This is a genomic window from Pandoraea sp. LA3, from assembly GCF_022696215.1.
In the GTDB taxonomy this organism is placed as follows: Bacteria; Pseudomonadota; Gammaproteobacteria; order Burkholderiales; family Burkholderiaceae; genus Pandoraea; species Pandoraea capi.
This window is the reverse complement of the sequence record NZ_PTPY01000025.1, coordinates 71,155-91,487: the sequence shown is the minus strand read 5'-3', so window position 1 is coordinate 91,487 and position 20,333 is coordinate 71,155. Positions and strand designations below refer to the sequence as shown.

Annotated in this window: 14 protein-coding genes; 9 read left to right on the top strand and 5 right to left on the bottom strand. The window is 61.2% G+C overall.

All coding sequences use genetic code 11. From position 1 onward, the window contains the following. Nucleotides 1-292: 292 nt before the first annotated feature. The 3 genes from folD to C5N93_RS06640 form a co-directional block, all read right to left on the bottom strand. Nucleotides 293-1,144, bottom strand: a complete 852-nt coding sequence (folD, locus tag C5N93_RS06650; protein ID WP_150721594.1) for a bifunctional methylenetetrahydrofolate dehydrogenase/methenyltetrahydrofolate cyclohydrolase FolD — start codon at nucleotides 1,142-1,144, stop codon at nucleotides 293-295. Nucleotides 1,145-1,424: 280 nt separating this feature from the next. Then, nucleotides 1,425-2,093: a response regulator transcription factor gene (locus C5N93_RS06645; protein ID WP_069345158.1), complete on the bottom strand. Its 669-nt coding sequence runs from the start codon at nucleotides 2,091-2,093 to the stop codon at nucleotides 1,425-1,427. Further along, nucleotides 2,090-4,573 carry a PAS domain S-box protein gene (locus tag C5N93_RS06640; protein WP_242558703.1) on the bottom strand — a complete coding sequence of 828 codons (2,484 nt, stop codon included), beginning with the start codon at nucleotides 4,571-4,573 and terminating at the stop codon, nucleotides 2,090-2,092. The genes C5N93_RS06645 and C5N93_RS06640 overlap by 4 nt, the downstream gene beginning before the upstream one ends. A 343-nt stretch (nucleotides 4,574-4,916) precedes the next feature. On the opposite strand from C5N93_RS06640, the gene aceE reads away from it, so the two are divergent. From aceE to lpdA, 4 genes are all read left to right on the top strand, one after another. Then, nucleotides 4,917-7,604, top strand: a complete 2,688-nt coding sequence (gene aceE / locus C5N93_RS06635) for a pyruvate dehydrogenase (acetyl-transferring), homodimeric type (protein ID WP_150721595.1) — start codon at nucleotides 4,917-4,919, stop codon at nucleotides 7,602-7,604. A 95-nt stretch (nucleotides 7,605-7,699) separates the two neighbouring features. Then, nucleotides 7,700-9,385: a dihydrolipoyllysine-residue acetyltransferase gene (aceF, locus tag C5N93_RS06630; RefSeq protein ID WP_242558702.1), complete on the top strand. Its 1,686-nt coding sequence runs from the start codon at nucleotides 7,700-7,702 to the stop codon at nucleotides 9,383-9,385. A gap of 79 nt (nucleotides 9,386-9,464) precedes the next feature. Then, the gene (locus C5N93_RS06625; protein ID WP_047907736.1) at nucleotides 9,465-10,046 is read left to right on the top strand and encodes an MFS transporter; all 582 of its coding nucleotides are present in this window, start codon (nucleotides 9,465-9,467) and stop codon (nucleotides 10,044-10,046) included. 20 nt (nucleotides 10,047-10,066) lie between these two features. Next, nucleotides 10,067-11,845 carry a dihydrolipoyl dehydrogenase gene (lpdA, locus tag C5N93_RS06620; protein ID WP_150721597.1) on the top strand — a complete coding sequence of 593 codons (1,779 nt, stop codon included), beginning with the start codon at nucleotides 10,067-10,069 and terminating at the stop codon, nucleotides 11,843-11,845. Between the two features lie 382 nt (nucleotides 11,846-12,227). On the opposite strand, the gene C5N93_RS06615 is transcribed toward lpdA, so the two are convergent. Continuing rightward, nucleotides 12,228-12,788 (bottom strand): phasin family protein, encoded by a 561-nt coding sequence (locus C5N93_RS06615; RefSeq protein WP_069344463.1) that lies wholly within the window; start codon nucleotides 12,786-12,788, stop codon nucleotides 12,228-12,230. Between the two features lie 505 nt (nucleotides 12,789-13,293). Here C5N93_RS06615 and C5N93_RS06610 point away from each other — a divergent pair. The 4 genes from C5N93_RS06610 (at nucleotide 13,294) to pbpG (ending at nucleotide 17,672) form a co-directional block, all read left to right on the top strand. Next, nucleotides 13,294-14,244, top strand: a complete 951-nt coding sequence (locus C5N93_RS06610) for a histone deacetylase (RefSeq protein ID WP_242558701.1) — start codon at nucleotides 13,294-13,296, stop codon at nucleotides 14,242-14,244. A gap of 68 nt (nucleotides 14,245-14,312) precedes the next feature. Next, on the top strand, nucleotides 14,313-15,248 hold the full coding sequence (locus C5N93_RS06605; RefSeq protein WP_242558700.1) for a DMT family transporter: 936 nt from the start codon (nucleotides 14,313-14,315) through the stop codon (nucleotides 15,246-15,248). 142 nt (nucleotides 15,249-15,390) lie between these two features. Beyond that, the gene (locus tag C5N93_RS06600; RefSeq protein ID WP_242558699.1) at nucleotides 15,391-16,218 is read left to right on the top strand and encodes a nitroreductase; all 828 of its coding nucleotides are present in this window, start codon (nucleotides 15,391-15,393) and stop codon (nucleotides 16,216-16,218) included. 188 nt (nucleotides 16,219-16,406) lie between these two features. Then, entirely contained in the window at nucleotides 16,407-17,672 is a 1,266-nt protein-coding gene (gene pbpG, locus C5N93_RS06595; protein WP_242558698.1) for a D-alanyl-D-alanine endopeptidase, read from the top strand. Between the two features lie 70 nt (nucleotides 17,673-17,742). Here the strand turns inward: pbpG and C5N93_RS06590 are convergent, their stop codons facing one another. After that, entirely contained in the window at nucleotides 17,743-18,567 is an 825-nt protein-coding gene (locus C5N93_RS06590) for an IclR family transcriptional regulator (RefSeq protein WP_069344457.1), read from the bottom strand. A 260-nt stretch (nucleotides 18,568-18,827) separates the two neighbouring features. Here C5N93_RS06590 and C5N93_RS06585 point away from each other — a divergent pair, with 260 nt between their 5' ends. Beyond that, the gene (locus C5N93_RS06585; RefSeq protein WP_242558697.1) at nucleotides 18,828-20,264 is read left to right on the top strand and encodes an apolipoprotein A1/A4/E family protein; all 1,437 of its coding nucleotides are present in this window, start codon (nucleotides 18,828-18,830) and stop codon (nucleotides 20,262-20,264) included. The last annotated feature ends 69 nt before the right edge of the window (nucleotides 20,265-20,333 follow it).

The window sequence follows — 20,333 nt, the reverse complement described above, 5'->3', positions numbered from 1 at the left end:
TCGAATTTTCCAGTCGTTTTTTTCAACCGAAGCGATTGGTGACAATCGGTGGGGAAGCGCTGCCAAACCTTGTTTTGTATGGATTTTCGGCAAAGCAGATGCAAAAGGCGTTGAGGTGGGCGCGCAATTTGTCACTCGCCGCAGGCGTGTTTTTCGGGATGTTCCGATGCTATTGCCGGATATTTCGTCGTTAAAACCTGTGGACCGTTTTGAGCCCCAATGAAAAGGGCGCGCACGACCGCTCGGTCGTGCGCGCCCTGCCATGTAGCGATATCGTGCCGGTGATCGATGATCAGCCCAGCGCGCGCTCTGCGGCTTCGATCGTATTGACCAGCAGCATGGTGATGGTCATGGGGCCAACGCCGCCGGGAACCGGCGTGATAAAGCCTGCCACTTCCTTGACGCCCTGGAAGTCGACGTCGCCGCACAACTTACCTTCGTCGTCACGATTCATGCCCACGTCGATGACCGCAGCACCCGGTTTGACCATGTCTGCGGTGACGATGTTGCGCTTGCCCACGGCTGCCACGATCACGTCGGCGTTGCGGGTGTGTGCGGCCAGATCGCGAGTCTTGCTGTTGCAAATCGTGACGGTCGCACCTGCCTGGAGCAGCATCATGGCCATCGGCTTGCCCACGATGTTCGATGCGCCAATCACGACGGCGACCGCGCCACGCAGCGGGAATTCCACCGATTCAAGCATCTTCATGCAGCCATAAGGCGTGCACGGGCGGAAGAGCGGTGCGCCGGTCATCAGCGCGCCAGCGTTCGACACGTGGAAGCCATCGACGTCTTTTTCCGGTGCAATGGCTTCGAGCACCTTGTGGCTGTCGATGTGCTTGGGCAGCGGCAGTTGCACGAGAATGCCGTTGATCTTCGGATCGCGGTTCAATTCATCGATACGCGCGAGCAGGGCGCTTTCCGTCAGGTCTGCTGGGTAGCGATCGAGCGACGAATACAGGCCATTGTCTTCGCATGCCTTGACCTTGTTGCGCACATAGACCTGACTGGCGGGATCCTCGCCAACGAGGACCACGGCGAGGCCTGGCTGGTGGCCACGGGCAGTGAGGGCGGCGGCGCGCGTGGCGACTTCGGCGCGAATGCGTTTGGCGAGGGCGTTGCCGTCGATGAGGGTGGCGGTCATGATGCGTGGATGTCGTATGAAGGATGGGGGCAGGCCCGCAGGCCGGATGCAGCAGCACCAGTCACGTGGGTGACATGAGCAAAGACCGTATTATAGCGGCGCGATGGGGCAGGCGGGAAAGGGCTGTCGGCCGTCCCCGCAGGACAAGCGCGGCAAGCACGTGGAAGCGCGGAAGGGAGCGACGGGCGGCTGATGCGCCCGTCGGTGCTGCCAAATCAGACGCCGGTCAACGAATGAGCGCGGCGCCGTTCATGCAACGGCAGTCATGCCTGCGACTGACTCAGGGGCGGGGCGAGCCGCTCGAACGCTTCGACAGCGCGAGACGAAGCAGATCGGCAACGGTGTTGACGTTCAGCTTTTCCATGATGTTGGCGCGATGCGCTTCGACCGTTTTGATGCTGATACCGAGATCGTCGGCGATCTGCTTGTTCAGACGGCCGGCAATGATGCGTTCCAGCACCTGATGCTCGCGGCTGGTGAGCTTTCTCAGCAGTTCCTCTGCCGCTTGTTGTTCCCGATGGCTGCTGGCTTCCTGGCGGGCCTTCGACAGCATCTTTTCGACTTGCAAACGAAGTTCGGCTTCGTCGAACGGCTTTTCGATGAAATCCATCGCACCCTTCTTCATCGTCTCGACGGCCATCGGCACGTCGCCATGCCCTGTCACGAAGATGATCGGAAGGTTGATGTTTCGCTCGATCAACGCGTCCTGGAGCTCAAGACCACTCATGCCCGGCATGCGGACATCGAGGATCAGGCAGCCCACGAGGTTGTTGGGGCGATTGCTCTGGGTCACGTCGCCGCAGAACTGAAGAAAATCGTCAGCACTGCCAAAGCCTCGCACGTGATACCCATTGGCTTCGAGAAGCCAGCGAAGCGAGTCGCGGACAGCTTCGTCGTCATCGACGACAAAGACGGTTTCTTGATCGGTATTGATATTGGGTGTCGTCATAGTCCTCCCCCGGATCCGGATGTCGTATCGCTTTCTAACGGTAACAGAATACAAAAAGTACAACCATTCCGCACGCCGTCGATTTCATTGTTTTCTACCCACAGACGGCCGTGATGCGATTCGATGATCGAACGGCAAATATTCAGGCCCATGCCCATGCCGTCCGACTTAGTACTAAAGAACGGTTCAAACAGTCGTTCGATAGTCGCTTCGTCGACGCCGGGCCCGTGATCGGATACCTGGAATTCGACGGATTTGTCTCGTCTTTCCACGTGCAGGCGCACGGTCGGATCCCGTCGCTGACCGGGCGGCGGCGTATAGCCGTGCATGGCCTCCGCCGCGTTCTTGAGCAGGTTCATCAGGACCTGTTCGATCAGCACCGGGTCGACGTTGATCTGTGGCAGTCCCGCCGGAAGCTCGGTGACGATGCGAATGCGGCGCTTGCGCGCCTCGATCTCGGCGAGGCCCACGGCATCTGCCACGATCTCATAGATCGATGACGGTTGACGTTTCGGTTCGCTACGCTTCACGAATGCGCGAATCCGCTTGATGATCATGCCAGCCCGCACGGCTTGCTGAGACGTTTTTTCGAGCGCAGGCAGTAAGGTTTCCGGCGACGTGCGGCCCGCGCGCACCAGTGCGGCGGTGCCCATGCAGTAATTGTTGATGGCGGCAAGCGGCTGGTTCAGCTCGTGTGCGAGCGAGGAGGCCATTTCGCCCATCGTCGTCAAACGTCCCGTAAATTGCAGGCGTTCTTCTTCCTGTCGGGCCAGTTCTTCCGCGTGGCGTCGCGCTGTAATGTCCGTCGCCACCTGCAACTGCGCGAGGTGTCCGTCGACCCATTGGATGTATTGACGTCGGACTTCGAACCATTTCTGATGCGTGGGCAGGTAGATTTCCTGCGTTTCTGCGGCCGTATCGGTCAGCGACGCTGCGGGCAGTCCGGCAAACGCGTCGACCATGTCGATGTGGTCGAGCGATGTCGGTGACAGTTCGCCGCCGCCGGACAATTCGAGATGGCCCTCCGGGCGAGTGCCGAACAATTGCCGGTAATAGCGGTTTGCAAAGAGCAGTTCGGCCTTGTCGACGGCGAGCACCGACACCGAGGCATCAAGGCTTTCCAGCACCGTCGTGAATCGTTCGTGGGCGGCGGCGAGCTCTTCGCGCGCCCGCTTGGGTTCGCTGATGTCCGTGAGCGAGGACATCCAGCCGGTCTGGCGGCCGTGAGCATCCACGAGCGGCGAGACGAACATGCGCGCGTAGAAAATCGTACCGTCCTTGCGCTGCACCCGAATTTCGAAGCCATGAGACGGCGCTTTGCCACGCAGCGTCATATCGATGCGGCGTTGCATTTCGTGGATATCGTCTTTGGGCCAGTACGGATAGGGCGGTGCACGATTCATGAGATCGGGCTCGTCCCAGCCTGTCATGCGGCAAAACGCCGGGTTCACGTAGGTGATGTGACCCTGAAGGTCGAGCACTCGCATCCCGATCACGATGGAGTTCTCCATCGCTCGTCGGAAAGACGTCTCATTGAACAGCGCCTGCTGTGCCTCGAATCGCTGGCGAGTGTGCCGCCACAGGCTCCAGAGGCTCCACAGCACGAAGCAGGACAGCCCCGCGATCAGCCATACCAGCGTGTTGTTGACGAAGTTACCGACGGCTGGATACGAGTAGATCCGCACCGCGAGACTATGTCCCGGTGGATCGAGCAGCAGTTCGTAGGAGACGTCGCGAGGCAACGGCGGTCGGGTGGAGGTCGTGGCGAGCTCGTTGTTATGCGTGTCGATGAACGACACCTTGAACTTGTCTCCCAGTTCCTGCGGTAGTTCGTGGATCAGTAGTCCTTCGACCGAATAGGCCGCGCTGATGGTGCCGAGAAACTCTCGTTCCCGTAATACCGGCACCTGCACGACGATGTAGCTTGCCCCGGAGGCGTCGTAGATCAGCGTGGAATAGGCGGAGCGTCGGGAGTCGCGCGCCGCGCGAAACGCCACCAGGAGTTCGTCCTCCATCGGGTGTTGCGCCGAGCCTTGCAGGCGCGAGGCGAACGGGGAGTCGGCGGGGACGGCCCATTTCGGTCGCTGCGACGCGTCGAGCCAGTTCATGAAGACGATATCCGCATGATTCTGCATCAACTCGCTAGCCGTGTTCTGGAAGTGCGCGACATCCTGAGGTTTGGCAGCCGTGTCGCGCGCAAGGGAACTGATCTGGTCCTGGATGGCCAGCATGTTAAGGCGGATCTGCTGCTGCGCCCATGCGACGTTCCGATACAGGGTGTCCTGCTGCTGCTCCGTTTCCCGGCGGTTCAGACTCCACAGGATCAAGCTCATCACCACGAGGAAGATCACAATGGAGACGAGCGGCACCAGCAAGTAGTAATGCGACTCCGCAAACCCCTGCAACCAACGGTTGGAGCGGGCTGGCGTAGCAGCGGACCGGGACGGCGGGGAGGAGTTTGCGAGGCGTGGCGAAAGCATGGCGAGATTGTAGCGCAGGCCAGCCCGTTTCCCGCTGTCATAGTCGGTCGAGCGCTGCTTTTCGGAAGTGTCCGATCTTTTCGGTAAGAATGCCGCTCAAAGTCCTCTCAAGACCGATCGGTACGCTCGATATTCGTGATCTGATGGGGCCGGCAACCCTTTGATTTTATGTGCACCGCAGCAGAATTCCGTATTATGAAAATTGCTATCGTAATCTGAAATTTCGCTTGCGAAGGCGGGAATATCCTTCGTACAATGCCCCGGTAAAAATGCCGGTAGGCCCGTCCATGAAGCGGGTTACGACCATTAATGCCAACCCGCTAACGACAGACAAGGAGACACCATGTCCGCCGTACCTGAAGAAGCCCTGAAGATCGTATCCCCTGCGGACGCCGATCCCCAAGAAACGCAAGAATGGCTGGCCTCGCTCGAAGGCGTGCTGGCTGCCGAAGGCCCGGAGCGCGCGCACTACCTGCTCGAGAAACTGATCGAGTTCGCTCGTATCAACGGTGAGCATCACCCGTTCTCGGCAAACACCCCCTACATCAACACCATCCCCGTCGACCAGCAGGCCCGTATTCCGGGTGATCAGGACGTCGAGCACACGATTCGCTCGTATACCCGCTGGAATGCGATCGCGATGGTGCTGCGTGCCGGTAAGGATACGAACGTCGGCGGTCACATCGCCTCGTTCGCCTCGGCCGCAACGCTTTACGACGTCGGTTTCAATCACTTCTGGCATGCGCCGTCCGACAAGCACGGTGGTGACCTGGTGTTCGTCCAGGGTCACTCGTCGCCGGGCGTGTACAGCCGTGCGTTCCTGCTGGGCCGTCTCGAAATGACCCAGCTCGAGAACTTCCGTCAGGAAGTGGATGGCGGCGGTCTGTCGTCGTATCCGCACCCGTGGCTGATGCCGGACTTCTGGCAATTCCCGACGGTGTCGATGGGGCTGGGTCCGATCATGGCGATCTACCAGGCGCGCTTCATGAAGTACCTCGAGTCGCGTTCCATCGTGAAGACCGAAGGCCGCAAGGTCTGGGCGTTCCTCGGCGACGGTGAGACGGATGAGCCGGAATCGCTGGGCGCTATCGGCATGGCCGGTCGCGAGCAGCTCGACAACCTCGTGTTCGTGATCAACTGCAATCTGCAGCGCCTGGACGGTCCGGTGCGCGGTAACGGCAAGATCATTCAGGAACTCGAATCCGAATTCCGTGGTGCCGGCTGGAACGTGATCAAGGTGATCTGGGGCAGCCGCTGGGATTCGCTGCTTGCCCGCGACAAGCAGGGCTTGCTCATGAAGCGCATGATGGAATGCGTGGACGGCGAATATCAGACGTACAAGTCCAAGGACGGCGCTTTCGTTCGCGAGCATTTCTTCAATACGCCGGCATTGAAGGCCATGGTGGCCGACTGGTCGGATGAGGACATCTGGGCGCTGAACCGTGGCGGTCACGATCCGCACAAGATCTACGCCGCGTATCAGGCTGCGACGACCCACAAGGGTCAGCCGACCGTCATTCTGGCCAAGACCATCAAGGGCTATGGCATGGGTGAAGCCGGTCAGGCCATGAACATCACCCACCAGCAGAAAAAGATGCCGGTGGAGTCGCTCAAGAAGTTCCGCGACCAGTTCAAGCTGCCGATTTCGGACGATCAGATTGCCGACGTGCCGTACCTCAAGTTCGAGGATGGTTCGAAGGAACTGGAGTACATGCGCGCTCGCCGTATGGAACTCGGCGGCTATCTGCCGCAGCGCCGTACCAAGGCTGCCTCGCTGCCGGTGCCGGCACTGAACGCGTTCGATGCACTGCTCAAGGCGACCGCCGAAGGCCGTGAGATTTCGACGACGATGGCATTCGTGCGTATTCTCAACGTGCTGCTCAAGGACAAGGCGCTGGGTCAGCGCATTGTGCCGATCGTGCCGGACGAGTCGCGCACCTTCGGTATGGAAGGCCTGTTCCGCCAGATCGGTATCTGGAGCCAGGTCGGTCAGCGCTACATCCCGCAGGATCAGGATCAACTGATGTTCTACAAGGAATCTGAAAACGGTCAGATTCTGCAGGAAGGCATCAATGAAGCCGGCGGTATGTGCGACTGGATCGCAGCCGCGACGTCGTACTCGACGCACGGCGAGACGATGATCCCGTTCTATATCTTCTACTCGATGTTCGGCTTCCAGCGTATCGGCGATCTGGCGTGGGCTGCTGGCGACATGCGCGCTCGTGGTTTCCTCGTGGGCGGCACGGCCGGTCGTACGACGCTGAACGGCGAAGGTCTTCAGCACGAAGACGGCCACTCGCTGCTGTGGGCATCGTCGATCCCGAATTGCCTGCCCTACGATCCGACGTTCGCGTATGAACTCGCTGTGATCGTTCAAGACGGCCTGCGTCGCATGGTGCAGGATCAGGAAGACGTGTATTACTACCTGACGGTGATGAACGAAAACTACGCGCACCCGGCCATGCCGGAAGGCGTGGAGCAGGACATCCTGAAGGGTATGTACGCCTTCCGTCGCGGTACGGACAACAGCAAGGCGCCGCGCGTGCAGCTGCTGGGTTCGGGCACGATCTTCAACGAAGTGATTGCCGCCGCTGAAATGCTCAAGAACGATTGGGGCGTCGAGTCGGACCTGTGGAGCTGCCCGAGCTTCACGGAACTGGCCCGCGAAGGTAATGACGTCACGCGTCACAACCTGCTGCACCCGACCGAGACGGCGCGCCTGTCGCACGTCGAGAAGTGCCTCAATGAAACGCGTGGTCCGGTCATTGCATCGACCGACTACATCCGTACCTACGCAGATCAGATTCGTCCGTTCGTCCGTGGCCGCTATGTGGTCCTGGGTACCGACGGTTATGGTCGCTCGGATACGCGTGAAAAGCTGCGTCACTTCTTCGAGGTGGATCGTAACTGGGTCACGGTTGCGGCGCTCAAGGCACTGGCCGACGAAGGCACGCTGCCGGCAAGCAAGGTTGCCGAAGCCATCGCCAAGTACAACCTGGATCCGAATAAACCCAACCCGATGACCGTCTAAAGGCCGCTGCATGCAGCGAGCGCCTGTCGGCCGCCCCCCAGCGGCAGGCGGGCGCATGCTGCATGTCAAGCGCAGCCTCGAGGAGACTGTGGAAAATGAGTCAAGTGATCGAAGTGAAAGTCCCCGATATCGGTGACTTCAAGGACTTGCCCGTAATCGAAGTGCTGGTGAAGGCGGGCGACAAGATCGACGCCGAGCAGGCCCTGATCACGCTGGAGTCGGACAAGGCCACCATGGATGTGCCGAGCCCGGCCGCCGGCGTCATCAAGGCGCTTAGCCTGAAGGTTGGCGATGAAGTATCCGAAGGTTCCGTCATTCTGACGCTCGAGACGGCGAACGGCTCGGGCGCGCAAACCAATGGTGCCGCTGCACCTGCTGCTGCATCGCAAGCCGCACCGGCAGCACCAGCCGCACCTGCCGCGGCGCCTGCACCGGCTGCCGCGCCGGCGGCGCCGCAGGCGACCGGTGGCACGAGCAAGATCGACGTGAAGGTGCCGGATATCGGTGGCTACGACGATGTGCCCGTGATCGAAGTGCTGGTCAAGGTGGGCGACACCGTGACGGCCGAGCAATCGCTGGTGACGCTGGAGTCGGACAAGGCGTCGATGGATGTGCCCAGCCCGGCCGCTGGCGTTGTGAAGGAACTGAAGGTGAATGTCGGCGACAAGGTCTCCGAAGGCTCGCTGATTCTGGTGCTCGAAGGCGCCGCAGCGGCGGCACCTGCTGCATCGGCGAAGGCAGCCGCACCTGCTGCTGCGCCCGCGCCGACAGCGCAAGCGTCCGCACCGGCACCGGCACCCGCCGCAGCGCCGGCGCCTGCGCCGGTCGCTGCAGCACCTGCCGCCTCGGGTAGTCAGCCTATCAGCCACGCAAGCCCCTCCGTGCGCAAGTTTGCCCGCGAACTTGGTGTGGATGTCACGCAAGTGAAGGGCACCGGTCCCAAGGGCCGCGTGGTGGTCGAAGACGTGCGTAATTTCGTCAAGAGCGCGCTCGCAGGCAATCGCCCGACGGCTGGTGGCGCTGCGCCGGCAGGTGGTGGCGAGCTGAATCTGCTGCCGTGGCCGAAGGTCGACTTCTCGAAGTACGGTCCGGTCGAACCGAAGGCGCTCTCGCGCATCAAGAAGATTTCCGGCGCGAACCTGCATCGCAACTGGGTGATGATCCCGCACGTCACGAACAACGACGAAGCGGATATCGGCGAGCTCGAAGCGTTCCGCGTGCAATTGAACAAGGAAAACGAGAAGGCCGGCATCAAGGTGACGATGCTTGCGTTCGTGATCAAGGCTTGCGTGCTGGCCTTGAAGAAGTTCCCGACGTTCAACGCCAGCCTCGACGGCGACAATCTGGTCTTCAAGCAGTATTTCCACATTGGCTTCGCGGCCGATACGCCGAATGGCCTCGTGGTGCCGGTCGTTCGCGACGCAGACAAGAAGGGTGTCTTCGAGATCGCCCGCGAAACGTCGGAACTGGCGAAGCTCGCTCGCGAGGGCAAGCTGAAGCCGGATCAGATGCAAGGTGGTTGCTTCTCGATTTCGTCGCTCGGCGGTATCGGTGGTACGACGTTCACGCCGATCATCAATGCGCCGGAAGTGGCGATTCTGGGTCTGTCGCGTTCATACCAGAAGCCGGTGTGGGACGAAGGCAAGCAACAGTTCCTGCCGCAACTGACGTTGCCGCTGTCGCTGTCCTACGATCACCGTGTGATCGATGGCGCGGAAGCCGCTCGCTTCAACGCCTACCTGGGCCAACTGTTGGCGGACTTCCGTCGCGCGATGCTGTAATGGGCACGGGCCGCCGGTAGCGTATCAATGCGCCAGCGGCCCTCGCGCACGCTTCAGGATTCTGGACGGGGAGGGCAACATGACCACCGTGGTAGTCGTCAAGAAGGCAGGTGAGATCGCCATTGCCGCCGATTCGCTCGTCACGTTCGGCGATACGCGGCTTTCGCAATCGTACGAAGAGAACCGCAAGGTCTTTCTTGTGGGCGATTCGTATGTCGGTCTGGCCGGCACGACAGCGCATTTTCCGGTCATGCGCGCCATTCTCTCCGGCATGGCGGACGAATGTCGTCTGCATTCCCGCGACGAAGTCTTTCGCACGTTCTGCCGCGTCCACCAGAAGCTCAAGGAAGAGTATTTCCTCAACACGAAGGAAGAGGAAGACGACCCGTACGAGTCGTCGCAGATCACCAGCGTGATCGCGAATCCGACCGGGATCTACGGGGTCTATTCCTACCGGGAAGTGTTTGTTTTCGATCGGTTCTGGGGCATCGGGTCGGGGCGTAATTTCGCGCTCGGCGCCATGTATGCCCTCTACGACCAGGATCTGAGCGCACGTGCCATCGCCGAGGCGGGCGTCAAGGCGGGCGCAGAATTCGATAAGAGTTCGGCTGGCCCGTTTCAGGTGCATGCGTTTCCGATCGATACCACCATCAAGTCATAAATGCGACAGGGAGACCCCGCATGAGTCTCATTGAAGTCAAGGTGCCGGATATCGGCGCAGAGGGCGTGGATGTCATCGAAGTGATGATCAAGCCCGGCGACAAGATCGCCAAGGATGCGTCGCTCATTACGCTGGAATCCGACAAGGCTTCCATGGAAGTGCCGTCCGAAGTGGCGGGCACGGTCAAGGAAGTCAAGATCAAGGTGGGCGACAAGGCCAGCGAAGGCACGCTGATTGCCATCGTCGAAGCCGAAGACGCAGCAGCGGCCAAGCCGGCGGCTCCTGCAGCCGCACCGGCCGCCGCGCCTGCTCCGGCTGCGCCGGCAGCCGCCCCCGCTGCAGCGAGTGCCCCGGCACCGGTCGCCGCACAGCATACCGGCGGCGCCGATATCGAGTGTGAAGTGCTTGTGCTGGGCGCAGGCCCCGGCGGTTACTCCGCTGCGTTCCGCAGTGCTGACCTGGGCCGAAAGACGGTACTGGTCGAGCGTTACGCAACGCTCGGCGGCGTGTGTCTGAACGTCGGCTGTATTCCGTCGAAGGCGTTGCTGCACACGGCGGCAGTGCTTGAAGAAGCGCAGTCGCTCGGCCATCACGGCATCTCGTTCGCGAAGCCGGAAGTCGATCTCGACAAACTACGTGCTTACAAGGAAAGCGTTGTCGGCAAGCTGACCGGTGGTCTGGCCGGAATGGCCAAGATGCGCAAGGTCGAGGTCGTCCATGGTGTCGGTGCATTCCTCGATGCCAACCACGTCGAAGTGGTCGACAAGGACGGGGCCAAGCGCGTGGTGAAATTCGCTCAGGCGATCATCGCCGCGGGTTCGCAAGCCGTGAAGCTGCCGTTCCTGCCGGAAGATCCGCGCATCGTCGATTCGACTGGCGCGTTGGAATTGCGTCAATTGCCGAAGAAGATGCTCGTCATCGGTGGTGGCATCATCGGTCTGGAAATGGCGACGGTCTATAGCGCATTGGGCTCCGAGATCGACGTCGTGGAAATGCTCGACGGTCTGATGCAAGGTGCCGACCGCGATCTGGTCAAGGTCTGGGAGAAGATGAACGCGAAGCGCTTTGGTCGCGTCATGCTCAAGACCAAGACCGTGGGTGCCGAGGCGAAGGCCGATGGTATCTACGTGAAGTTCGAAGGTGAAGCGGCGCCGGCCGAACCGCAGCGCTACGATCTCGTGCTGGTTGCCGTGGGCCGTAGCCCGAACGGTAAGAAGATCAGTGCGGAGAAGGCAGGTGTGGTGGTCGGCGATCGCGGGTTCATCTCGGTGGACAAGCAGATGCGTACCAACGTGTCGAACATCTTCGCGATCGGCGATATCGTCGGTCAGCCGATGCTGGCGCACAAGGCCGTGCACGAAGCGCACGTTGCCGCTGAGGCGGCCGCAGGTGAGAAGGCCTACTTCGACGCGATCCAGATCCCGTCGGTGGCATACACCGATCCGGAAGTGGCTTGGGCCGGCAAGACCGAAGACCAGTTGAAGGCCGAAGGCGTGAAGTATGGCAAGGCCGTGTTCCCGTGGGCAGCGTCGGGCCGCGCCATTGCCAACGGTCGTGACGAGGGCTTCACCAAGGTGCTGTTCGACGAAGAGACGCATCGCATCGTGGGTGGCGCCATCGTCGGCACGCATGCGGGCGATCTGATCGGCGAACTGTGCCTGGCAGTCGAGATGGGCGCAGATGCGGTCGATATCGGCAAGACGATTCACCCGCACCCGACGTTGGCTGAGTCGGTCGGTATGGCCGCCGAGATCTATGAAGGTGTCTGCACCGACGTTCCGCCGCCGCGCAAGAAGTAATTTGGCGTGAATGCCAGAACGCATCGCCCGCTCATGCAGTGACGGACGATTGCGGGACGGTGACAGTGAAACGCGTCCATGCCACATAGTTCTCCTCGCAAGCGCGGGAGGACTGCCGATGGCAGCGTGAAAAAACCGTCATCCCAATCCGGGGTGACGGTTTTTTATTGTGCGATGAGTGTGCAGGGGCGGGCAGGGCGGTTCGGTCATTCGACGACATGGCGATCGCAGCGCACACCCAAAAGAAAACCCGGCGCAAGGCCGGGTCCGAAAGGTACCTGCGGTACCGAGGAGACAACTGGGTGTGCCTTCCGCTCGAGCCACCGCTACAACGATGGTGACTTGCGCAGGGCGTCCCTCCTCAATGCAGGGGCGCTATCGATTACTTCTTGGCAGTGGCAGCACGCGAAGCCTGAGCCGCAGCCTTCGAGGCGACGCTGGTTGCAGCAGCGAAGTTCGTTTCGGCGATTTCAACGGCTTGCTTGGTTGCCTTCTGCACGCTGTCGAACGCGCTGTTGGCGGCGGACAGTGCCGACTTGGCCAGCGCAACTGCCGACTCCGAACCGGCCGGAGCGTTCTTGGCCAGGTTGTCGAACAGGGCTTGCACGTTGTGCGAGCCTTCCGCCAGTTGGGCTTCGGCGACCTTGGTCACTTCGGCTTGCGTCGACGAAGCGATTTCATACAGGTGACGGCCGTAAGCAAGTGCCTTCTCGGCAGCCGGCTGAACCAGGTTGGCTTGCAGGGCGAGCAGCTCCTGGGCGTCCTTCACTGCGAAAGCCTTCTGTGCGGTCGAGGCGGTCTCGGCCAGCGATGCCTTCACGGCTTGCAGGTTCAGCTCGACCAGCTTCTCAACGCCTTCGAAGGCTTTGTTGGTCAGGCCGAAGAGGGTTTCCAGATTGGCTTTGTGGGCAGCAGCGAGTTGCTCGGGGGTCAGAAACGACATGGCGTTCTCCTATGGTGTCATACACAGCATATGGACCCACTCCGTGTTCGCTCGTTGGTTCTCACCTTATGGCGGTGAAACCACGGTTGGGGCCTTCTCAAATTCGGTGCGATTTCTTTTGTGCATCGCACAATTGCAAGTGTAGAGATATTTTTGTGGCTGTCAAGCTATTTTTGTGCGGCGCACAAATTCAATAAAGACTTAAGAAATCAAAAGCTTGGGATCCTGTGGCGCCGATGTGACACCGCGTTGCGGCGAATCGACCATCCGTGGCAAATCGTTAGTAGATGCGGCTTCGCACCGAATTCGCCGCATCAATTTGCACCATTCTGGCGCCCTGCCTCCATTGTCGGGCGATGGTAATATCGATGAGTTCCGGCACTGGCAGGACGGCTACGCGCATGTTACCGACCCTCGTTTAGAGGAAGGCTTCGCGATTGCCGTTCGCCAGTGCCGCTGTCGTTCAACGCTTTTCGCGCGCCATCACCGTCGGCCACCTGCATCGATGCAAGCGTTCTACAGCGATCATTTCGTCCTGCCATTGCCGCCGGGTCACCGGTTCCCCATGGAAAAGTACGCGCGCTTGCGCGAGCGCGTTGCGCGTGAATTACCCCAGGTCGAGCTCGCCGAAGCGTTGCCTGCTGACGATACGATGCTCGGTCGTGTCCATTCGGCTGAGTACGTCGCACGCGTAGGTGCAGGTGAGCTGGATCCGAAAGAGCAGCGCAGTATCGGGTTTCCCTGGTCGCTGCAGATGGTCGAACGGTCGCGTCGCTCGGCTGGCGCAACGGTCGCTGCGTGCCGCGCGGCCCTGATCGACGGTGTGGCGGCCAACCTTGCCGGCGGCACGCATCATGCCTACGCTGACCGAGGTGAGGGCTTCTGTGTCTTCAACGATGCCGCCGTGGCGGCCCGCGCGATGCAAGCGGAACTCGGACCGGGCACACGCGTGGCGATCATCGACCTCGATGTGCATCAGGGCAACGGCACCGCTGCCATCTTCGAGCACGATCCGAGTGTCTTTACGCTGTCGCTGCACGGCGAGCACAACTACCCTTTTCACAAGGCGACCGGCGATCTCGACGTGGCGTTGCCCGATGGCTGCGGCGACGACGAATACCTCGTCGCGCTCGGCCACGCGCTCACGGACCTATTTGCGCAATTCACGCCGACACTCGCGATCTATCTTGCCGGCGCCGATCCGCTGGAAAATGACCGTCTCGGACGCCTCGCGCTCACGCACGACGGCCTGCTCGCACGCGACCATCGGGTGCTGACGGCGTGCGCAGAGCGCGGCTTGCCGGTCGCGATAGCGATGGCAGGAGGCTACGGACGCGACATCGGGCAGACCGTGGCGGCGCACTTTGCAACGATCCGGCTTGCCAGCCAGTTCGCCCGGATCAACCGGAGCAGCCGTGGCGAAGATCGCGCGTCGTCAGGCGGGATGTACGCATGAGTGAACCTCGAATGAACCCGTCCCCTGCATCCCATCCCGCCGCTGTTGAATCGACGAGGAGCGGGCGAATGGCCATCTGGACGGCGACCATGCCGTGGTGGTTCGTGCTGATCTGGAGCACGGGATTCATCGTGGCCAAGTACGGCATGCCCAATGCCGAACCGCTGACGTTCCTTGCCTGGCGCTACGGATGCACGCTGGTGGTGATGTTGCCGATCATGTGGTTGACGCGCACGCCGTGGCCGATGCGGCATGGGCTGGAGGGGAATGTCCGCGGGGTGCCGACAGTTCGCGCCGAGCGCATCGACTGGCCGTTAATTGCGCATCTCGCGATCTCCGGCATTCTGATTCAGGCGGTGTATCTCGGTGGCGTCTGGGCGGCGATCAAACACGGGGCGCCCGCAGGGTTGGCGGCGCTGATCGTCGGCATTCAGCCCCTTCTGACAGCGCTTTTCGCGCGCGTGGTCGGTGAACCTGTGTCACGCCGTCAATGGCTGGGGCTGCTGTGCGGCTTCATCGGGGTCGGCCTGGTGGTGGCCAACAAGGTGGGCGTACGCGGCGTCGGGGTGGGGGTGATCGCGCTGTGCGTGCTCAGTCTGGTTGCGATTACGGCCGGTACGCTGTATCAGAAACGCTTTTGCTCGCACTTCGATCTGCGTGTGGGCACGGTGGTGCAATTCGGTGCCGCATTCCTGGTGACGTTGCCCGCCGCATGGGCGCTGGAGACGATGCAGGTGCGCTGGAACGCCGAGATGATCGGCGCTCTGGCGTGGTCGGTGCTTGCGCTCTCCATCGGCGCCATCTCGCTGCTGTTCCTGCTGATTCGTCGCGGCGCGGCGACCAAGGTTTCCAGTCTGATGTATCTGACGCCCCCGACCACGGCCGTCATGGCGTGGTTGTTGTTCGGCGAGACGTTATCCCCGCTGAGTGCGGCGGGGATGATCGTGGCCGCGTTGGGCGTTGCGCTCGTGATCGAGCGCCGGGCGGCGTCCTCGACCTCGTGAGCGTCGCGCCACGTCGCTCCCTCTTTACCGTCAGCGGTCAACAAAGCAACGAAGCGTTATGAAACACCCAGATCCGCGTACAGCCGCTACGTCGGCAACAACGTCCACCGCTGATTCCGCTATCTCTGCAAACGTTCCTGCCATGCCTAACTCCGCTGAGTCCGCTGACGCCTCCCGCGCGTCGAGCGCCACCGATATTTCTGGCGCGTCGGGCGCGGCGAACATCCACGTGCCGCCGGAGGCTGGGGAAAGTACGCATCCCCCGGCTGTCAACGATAACGCGGGGTTGCGCGTGGAATATGTCGACGAGGCCATCCGTAGCCGTCGATCGATTCGTGCCTATCTGCCGACGCCGGTGCCGCAGGCGACCGTGGCGGACATCCTGTCGGTTGCGTCGCGTGCTCCATCGGGCAGCAACATCCAGCCATGGCAGACGTACGCGCTTTCGGGCGATGCGCTGAAGCGGTTGACGTCGCGCCTGCTGGAAGCGTTCAACGACCCGGCACAGCGATTGATGCATCAGGAGGAGTACGCGTACTACCCACGCGAGTGGACCGAGCCGTATCAGGCGCGGCGTCGCAAAGTGGGGTGGGATCTGTACGGCTTGCTGGGCATCGGCCGCGCGGACAAGGCGAGGATGCATGGTCAGCATGCGCGCAACTTCACGTTCTTCGACGCGCCGGTCGGGTTGATTTTCACGATCGACCGGCATCTGGAGCAGGGCAGTTGGCTTGACTACGGCATGTTCCTGCAGGGCGTGATGATTGCGGCACGGGCGCGCGGGCTGGATACCTGTCCGCAAGCGGCGTTTGCCACGTTCCATCAGGTCATTGCCGACGAGCTGCGTTTGCCGGAGACCCGGATGGTGGTATGCGGCATGGCGTTGGGTTACGCGGACCCGAATGCCGTTGAAAATGGTCTTGTCACCGAGCGTGCGCCCCTCCAGGAATGGGCGCACTTCCTGACCTGACGAATATCAAGGGGTTGGCGTTATTTGGCAATACTTGGCAAATGTGTAATTGGGCGCGTTGCGCTGCACAAAACTGCCAGATGCCAGTTTAAGTATTTCAGCTAAGTCATTCATATTGCTTATTTTTTCGGAAGTTACTAAACTTCTCCCAAACTCGTTGCCTGCCAACCTAACGCTACTCCCAATCTATGTACGCGATCACCACCCTTGCGCGTCTGTGCCGCTCCCGTCTCTGGGGTGCTGCCGTCGTGGCGATCTCGCTCGCCGCCGGTGCCCCGGCAGTCGTTCACGCTGCCGGTAAGACGAGCGATTGCTCGAAGACGGCGAAGACTGCTGCCCAGAAACGCGCGTGCGCGAATCCCAAGGCGACGAAAGCCGTCGCTACGTCCAAATCCGGTGCCAAGCGTGCCGCCGCCACACCTGCCGCTCGTGAAGTGAAGAGCGCGAAGGTCAACGGCAAGGCACGCAAGCTCGCCGCCGTCGAAGACGACGGGCCCGCAGCGAAAAAGGTCGCCGTCAAACGCGTCGTCTACAAAAACGGCAAGCGCCGTGTCGTGACGTCGTATCGCACCGTCAACTTTGCACCGCAAGCACCGGAGCGTCTGTCGACGGGCCGTGCCTTCGGCCTGCATGAGACGCCCGATGCGCTCGCGCTGCGCTCCTCCGTCGCGTATGTCGTCGACGAACGCACCGGTGAATCGCTGTTCGACAAGAATTCGCAAGCGGTGCTGCCGATCGCTTCGATCTCGAAGCTGATGACGGCCATGGTGTCGCTCGACGCGGGTGTCCCGATGACGGACGTCATGGAAGTGACCGACGAAGATCGCGACTACGAGAAGGGCACGGGCTCGCGCCTGTCGGTGGGTTCGCGTCTGTCGCGCGAAGACATGCTGCACATTGCGCTGATGTCGTCGGAAAACCGCGCGGCGGCTGCACTGTCGCGTTACTTCCCGGGGGGCCGTCCGGCATTCCTCGCCGCGATGAACGCCAAGGCGAAGCAACTCGGCATGAACGACACGCACTTCAACGATCCGACGGGCCTGTCGAGTCAGAACGTATCGAGCGCGCGTGACCTCGTGAAGATGGTCAAGGCTGCGTATCAGTACCCGATGATTCGTCGTTTCTCAACGGACAGCAACTACGACGTCAACACCGGTCGTCGCGAATTGCATTACGTCAGCACCAACCACCTGATCGGTCATTCGGGTTGGGAAATCGGCTTGCAGAAGACGGGCTACATCAACGAAGCCGGTCAATGTCTCGTGATGCAGGCGAACGTCGAAGGCCGCCCGGTGATCATGATTCTGCTCGACTCGACGGGCAAGTATTCGCGCTTCGCAGACGCCACGCGCGTTCGTAAGTGGCTGCTGGACGGTGGCGGCGCTACGCCGCAGCGCACCGCAGGTAACGTGCCGACGGCACAGGTTGCGACCAACAACGGTCACGCGCTGTAATTCGACACGTCACCCGGCATCAAAAGAAAGGCGCTCCCTCGGGAGCGCCTTTTGTTTTGCACCTTTTGCGTTACTCCACCGTTGCCATTTGCGACAGGCCATTCGTGTCTGGATTGGGCGCATGGAAGCCGAGTGACGACGAGATTTGCAGCGCCGTTTCGTTCAGATTCGCGAGCCAGGCATCCTGCAATCGGTCGGCAGGTGCGGACAGCGACAGTCCCGCGACCAGCTTGCCGCTGTCGTCATAAATCCCGGCAGCGATGCATCGTACCCCTAACTCAAGTTCCTCGTTATCGCGCGCGTACCCCGACTTGCGGACGTGCGTCAGCTCGCGTTCGAGTTTTTGCAGGTCGGTGATGCTGTTGCGCGTGTGACCCGAGAGTCCGGTGCGTGTCGCATAGGCGCGCACGCGTGAGGCTTCGTCGGCCGCAAGAAACAGCTTGCCGACGGAGGTGAGATGCAACGGCGCGTGGCCCCCGATGGCGCGCACGACCTGCATGCCCGAGCGCTCGCTGTAGGCGCGCTCGATGTAGACGATTTCGTCCCCCTGGCGTACCGACAGATTGACCGTCTGACCCGTGATGCGGTGCAGTCCGCGCATCGGCGTGAGCGCGGCGTCGCGTACCGACAGGCGCGCTTTGACCAGATTGCCGAGTTCAAGCAGACGCATGCCGAGACGGTAGGTCCCCGGATCGCAACGATCGACGAAGCGGCACGCCACCATGTCGTTCAGGATGCGGTGCGCGGTGGATGGATGAAGTTCAGTGGCTTGCGCCAACTCCTTGAGGCTGACGGGATCGGCATGACCGGCAAGTGCATCGAGCAGACGCATCATGCGCTCGATTACCTGAATGGACGTGCGCGACTCCGTGCTTTGACTGGTGTCGTCTTTCATGAGGTAGGGCCGAGTTTCGTATAGCGTCGATTCTATATCATATTGTGAAAAATTCGCACCCTTCCTGTAGAGGACTTCTGCGAAAACGCGGCGCCGGATGTGACTTCCACAAGGGATGCGTCGAAGTTGCAGTATCTGGGTGCCGAAACCGAAAGTGGCCCGAATCGCGCGTCGCTAGCATGCATCCCTACTTCATCAACGACGCCTGACCCCTGCGTTGCAACGTGAGTGGTCGACGCGTCACAACGGAGGTGTTGCGCATGTTCGGGTATGTGTACGCACCGGCGGTCGCGAAGTGGCCAGTGGGGCAGAAGCGGATGCAACGCGTTGACGCTGGCGTGGGGTCGTCCATTGCCGGGGCGCGGGCCGAAATCGCCGGAAGGTTCGCCAGTATCGCCAACGCAAGGTCTCGTCTCGGGATGAGTACCCACGATATCGGTGAGCTGGAGGCGTCTTTTCAGAAGGCGTTCAGGAAAGCGACGTCCGGCTACTGGAAGGGTGGGTTGTGGGATGGGTGCTGGCGGTACCGATCGTCGATTGCTCAACACGGGGTGTACTCGCGGGTTCGCGATCAGTTGGAGGTTCGGCATCCGGAGCACCTGACGCCATCCGCGAAACGCTTTCGCGAGATTCTGGCGCGTCTCGACGACGTGCTGCTGAAAGAGGAGGAGGCCATTGAACATTGCACACGACTACGCGATCGTGCTGCCCAACTGGAAGCCAGAATATTCGCCAGCGTCTGCGACGAACGAGCGGCCTATGCCGACGTCAAGGCGGATTGCGCCGTGGCGATTGCGCAGACCAGCCGGTGCCTTGCCGATGCCCGCAGAGCGGCAGCGCTGGCGTCCAGGCAGGTCTGGCCCGACAAGAAGCATTACGGCAAGCGATTTTCGCTTTCGGGCGGTTTGTATCTGGCGGCGGCGACTGTTGCGGCACTGGCGCTTGCAAAGGTAGGTCTGGTGATTGCCGTGATCGGATTTGCGGTGACGATGCTCATCCGCATTGTGAGTCTGGGGAGTATCCGCGGATTCGATCGCGAGCGTGGGTGGAAGGCGACGGAGAGCCTGTTGGAGTCAACGAAGCAACTATTACGAAATGAGGAGACGGAAATGAGAACGTATCTCGAGGGTATTCAGGCGAAAACTTCGCAGCGTCTGGACGACATGGTGTGGAATCGTCTGGGCAATCTCATGGAAGGACAGCAGGGGATGTCCCGTGACTTGCGCAGTCTTGAGCACAGAATGTCGGGCGTCGAGCAGAAATTGGACGGTATGGACCGAAGAATCGGCGACGTCTCTGGCAAGGTGGAGGGGATGGATCGAAGGGTTGGCGATCTCTCGGACAAGGTGGATGGGATGGATCGAAGAATCGACGACCTCTCTGCCAAGGTGGACGGGATGGGGCGAAGCATCGGCAACGTCTCCGACACGTTGGGCCGAAGAATCGACGACGTCTCTGAGAAGGTGGACCGAAGAGTCGGCGACGTCTCCGACAAGGTGGACAGGCTGCGCGATTCGCTCACCGACCGGATGGACGCGATGAGCGCCGATCTGCGCGCTGTTGCGGAGGCACAGCGCGCGCATTCGTGTGGCCGGCAGGCGTCGCCGGAAGCTACCGCCCTTGCGTCCGACCGGATGCCGCCATCGCGCGCGAATTCCTGGGGCTACTACAGCAAGAACGTGCCGCACATGGCATAAGCGCTCACGCGGCATGCGGGAATCCACGCTGGGCCGGTGCGGCCCAGCGACTTATAATGGCGCATTATT

Excerpts from the sequence above, each read along its gene's own strand:
- folD (WP_150721594.1), bottom strand. The coding sequence starts at position 1,144 with ATGACCGCCACCCTCATCGACGGCAACGCCCTCGCCAAACGCATTCGC.
- C5N93_RS06585 (WP_242558697.1), top strand. The coding sequence starts at position 18,828 with ATGTTCGGGTATGTGTACGCACCGGCGGTCGCGAAGTGGCCAGTGGGG.
- C5N93_RS06645 (WP_069345158.1), bottom strand. The coding sequence starts at position 2,093 with ATGACGACACCCAATATCAATACCGATCAAGAAACCGTCTTTGTCGTC.
- pbpG (WP_242558698.1), top strand. The coding sequence starts at position 16,407 with ATGTACGCGATCACCACCCTTGCGCGTCTGTGCCGCTCCCGTCTCTGG.
- C5N93_RS06600 (WP_242558699.1), top strand. The coding sequence starts at position 15,391 with ATGCCTAACTCCGCTGAGTCCGCTGACGCCTCCCGCGCGTCGAGCGCC.
- C5N93_RS06590 (WP_069344457.1), bottom strand. The coding sequence starts at position 18,567 with ATGAAAGACGACACCAGTCAAAGCACGGAGTCGCGCACGTCCATTCAG.
- lpdA (WP_150721597.1), top strand. The coding sequence starts at position 10,067 with ATGAGTCTCATTGAAGTCAAGGTGCCGGATATCGGCGCAGAGGGCGTG.
- aceE (WP_150721595.1), top strand. The coding sequence starts at position 4,917 with ATGTCCGCCGTACCTGAAGAAGCCCTGAAGATCGTATCCCCTGCGGAC.
- C5N93_RS06615 (WP_069344463.1), bottom strand. The coding sequence starts at position 12,788 with ATGTCGTTTCTGACCCCCGAGCAACTCGCTGCTGCCCACAAAGCCAAT.
- C5N93_RS06610 (WP_242558701.1), top strand. The coding sequence starts at position 13,294 with ATGCAAGCGTTCTACAGCGATCATTTCGTCCTGCCATTGCCGCCGGGT.
- C5N93_RS06625 (WP_047907736.1), top strand. The coding sequence starts at position 9,465 with ATGACCACCGTGGTAGTCGTCAAGAAGGCAGGTGAGATCGCCATTGCC.
- aceF (WP_242558702.1), top strand. The coding sequence starts at position 7,700 with ATGAGTCAAGTGATCGAAGTGAAAGTCCCCGATATCGGTGACTTCAAG.
- C5N93_RS06640 (WP_242558703.1), bottom strand. The coding sequence starts at position 4,573 with ATGCTTTCGCCACGCCTCGCAAACTCCTCCCCGCCGTCCCGGTCCGCT.
- C5N93_RS06605 (WP_242558700.1), top strand. The coding sequence starts at position 14,313 with ATGGCCATCTGGACGGCGACCATGCCGTGGTGGTTCGTGCTGATCTGG.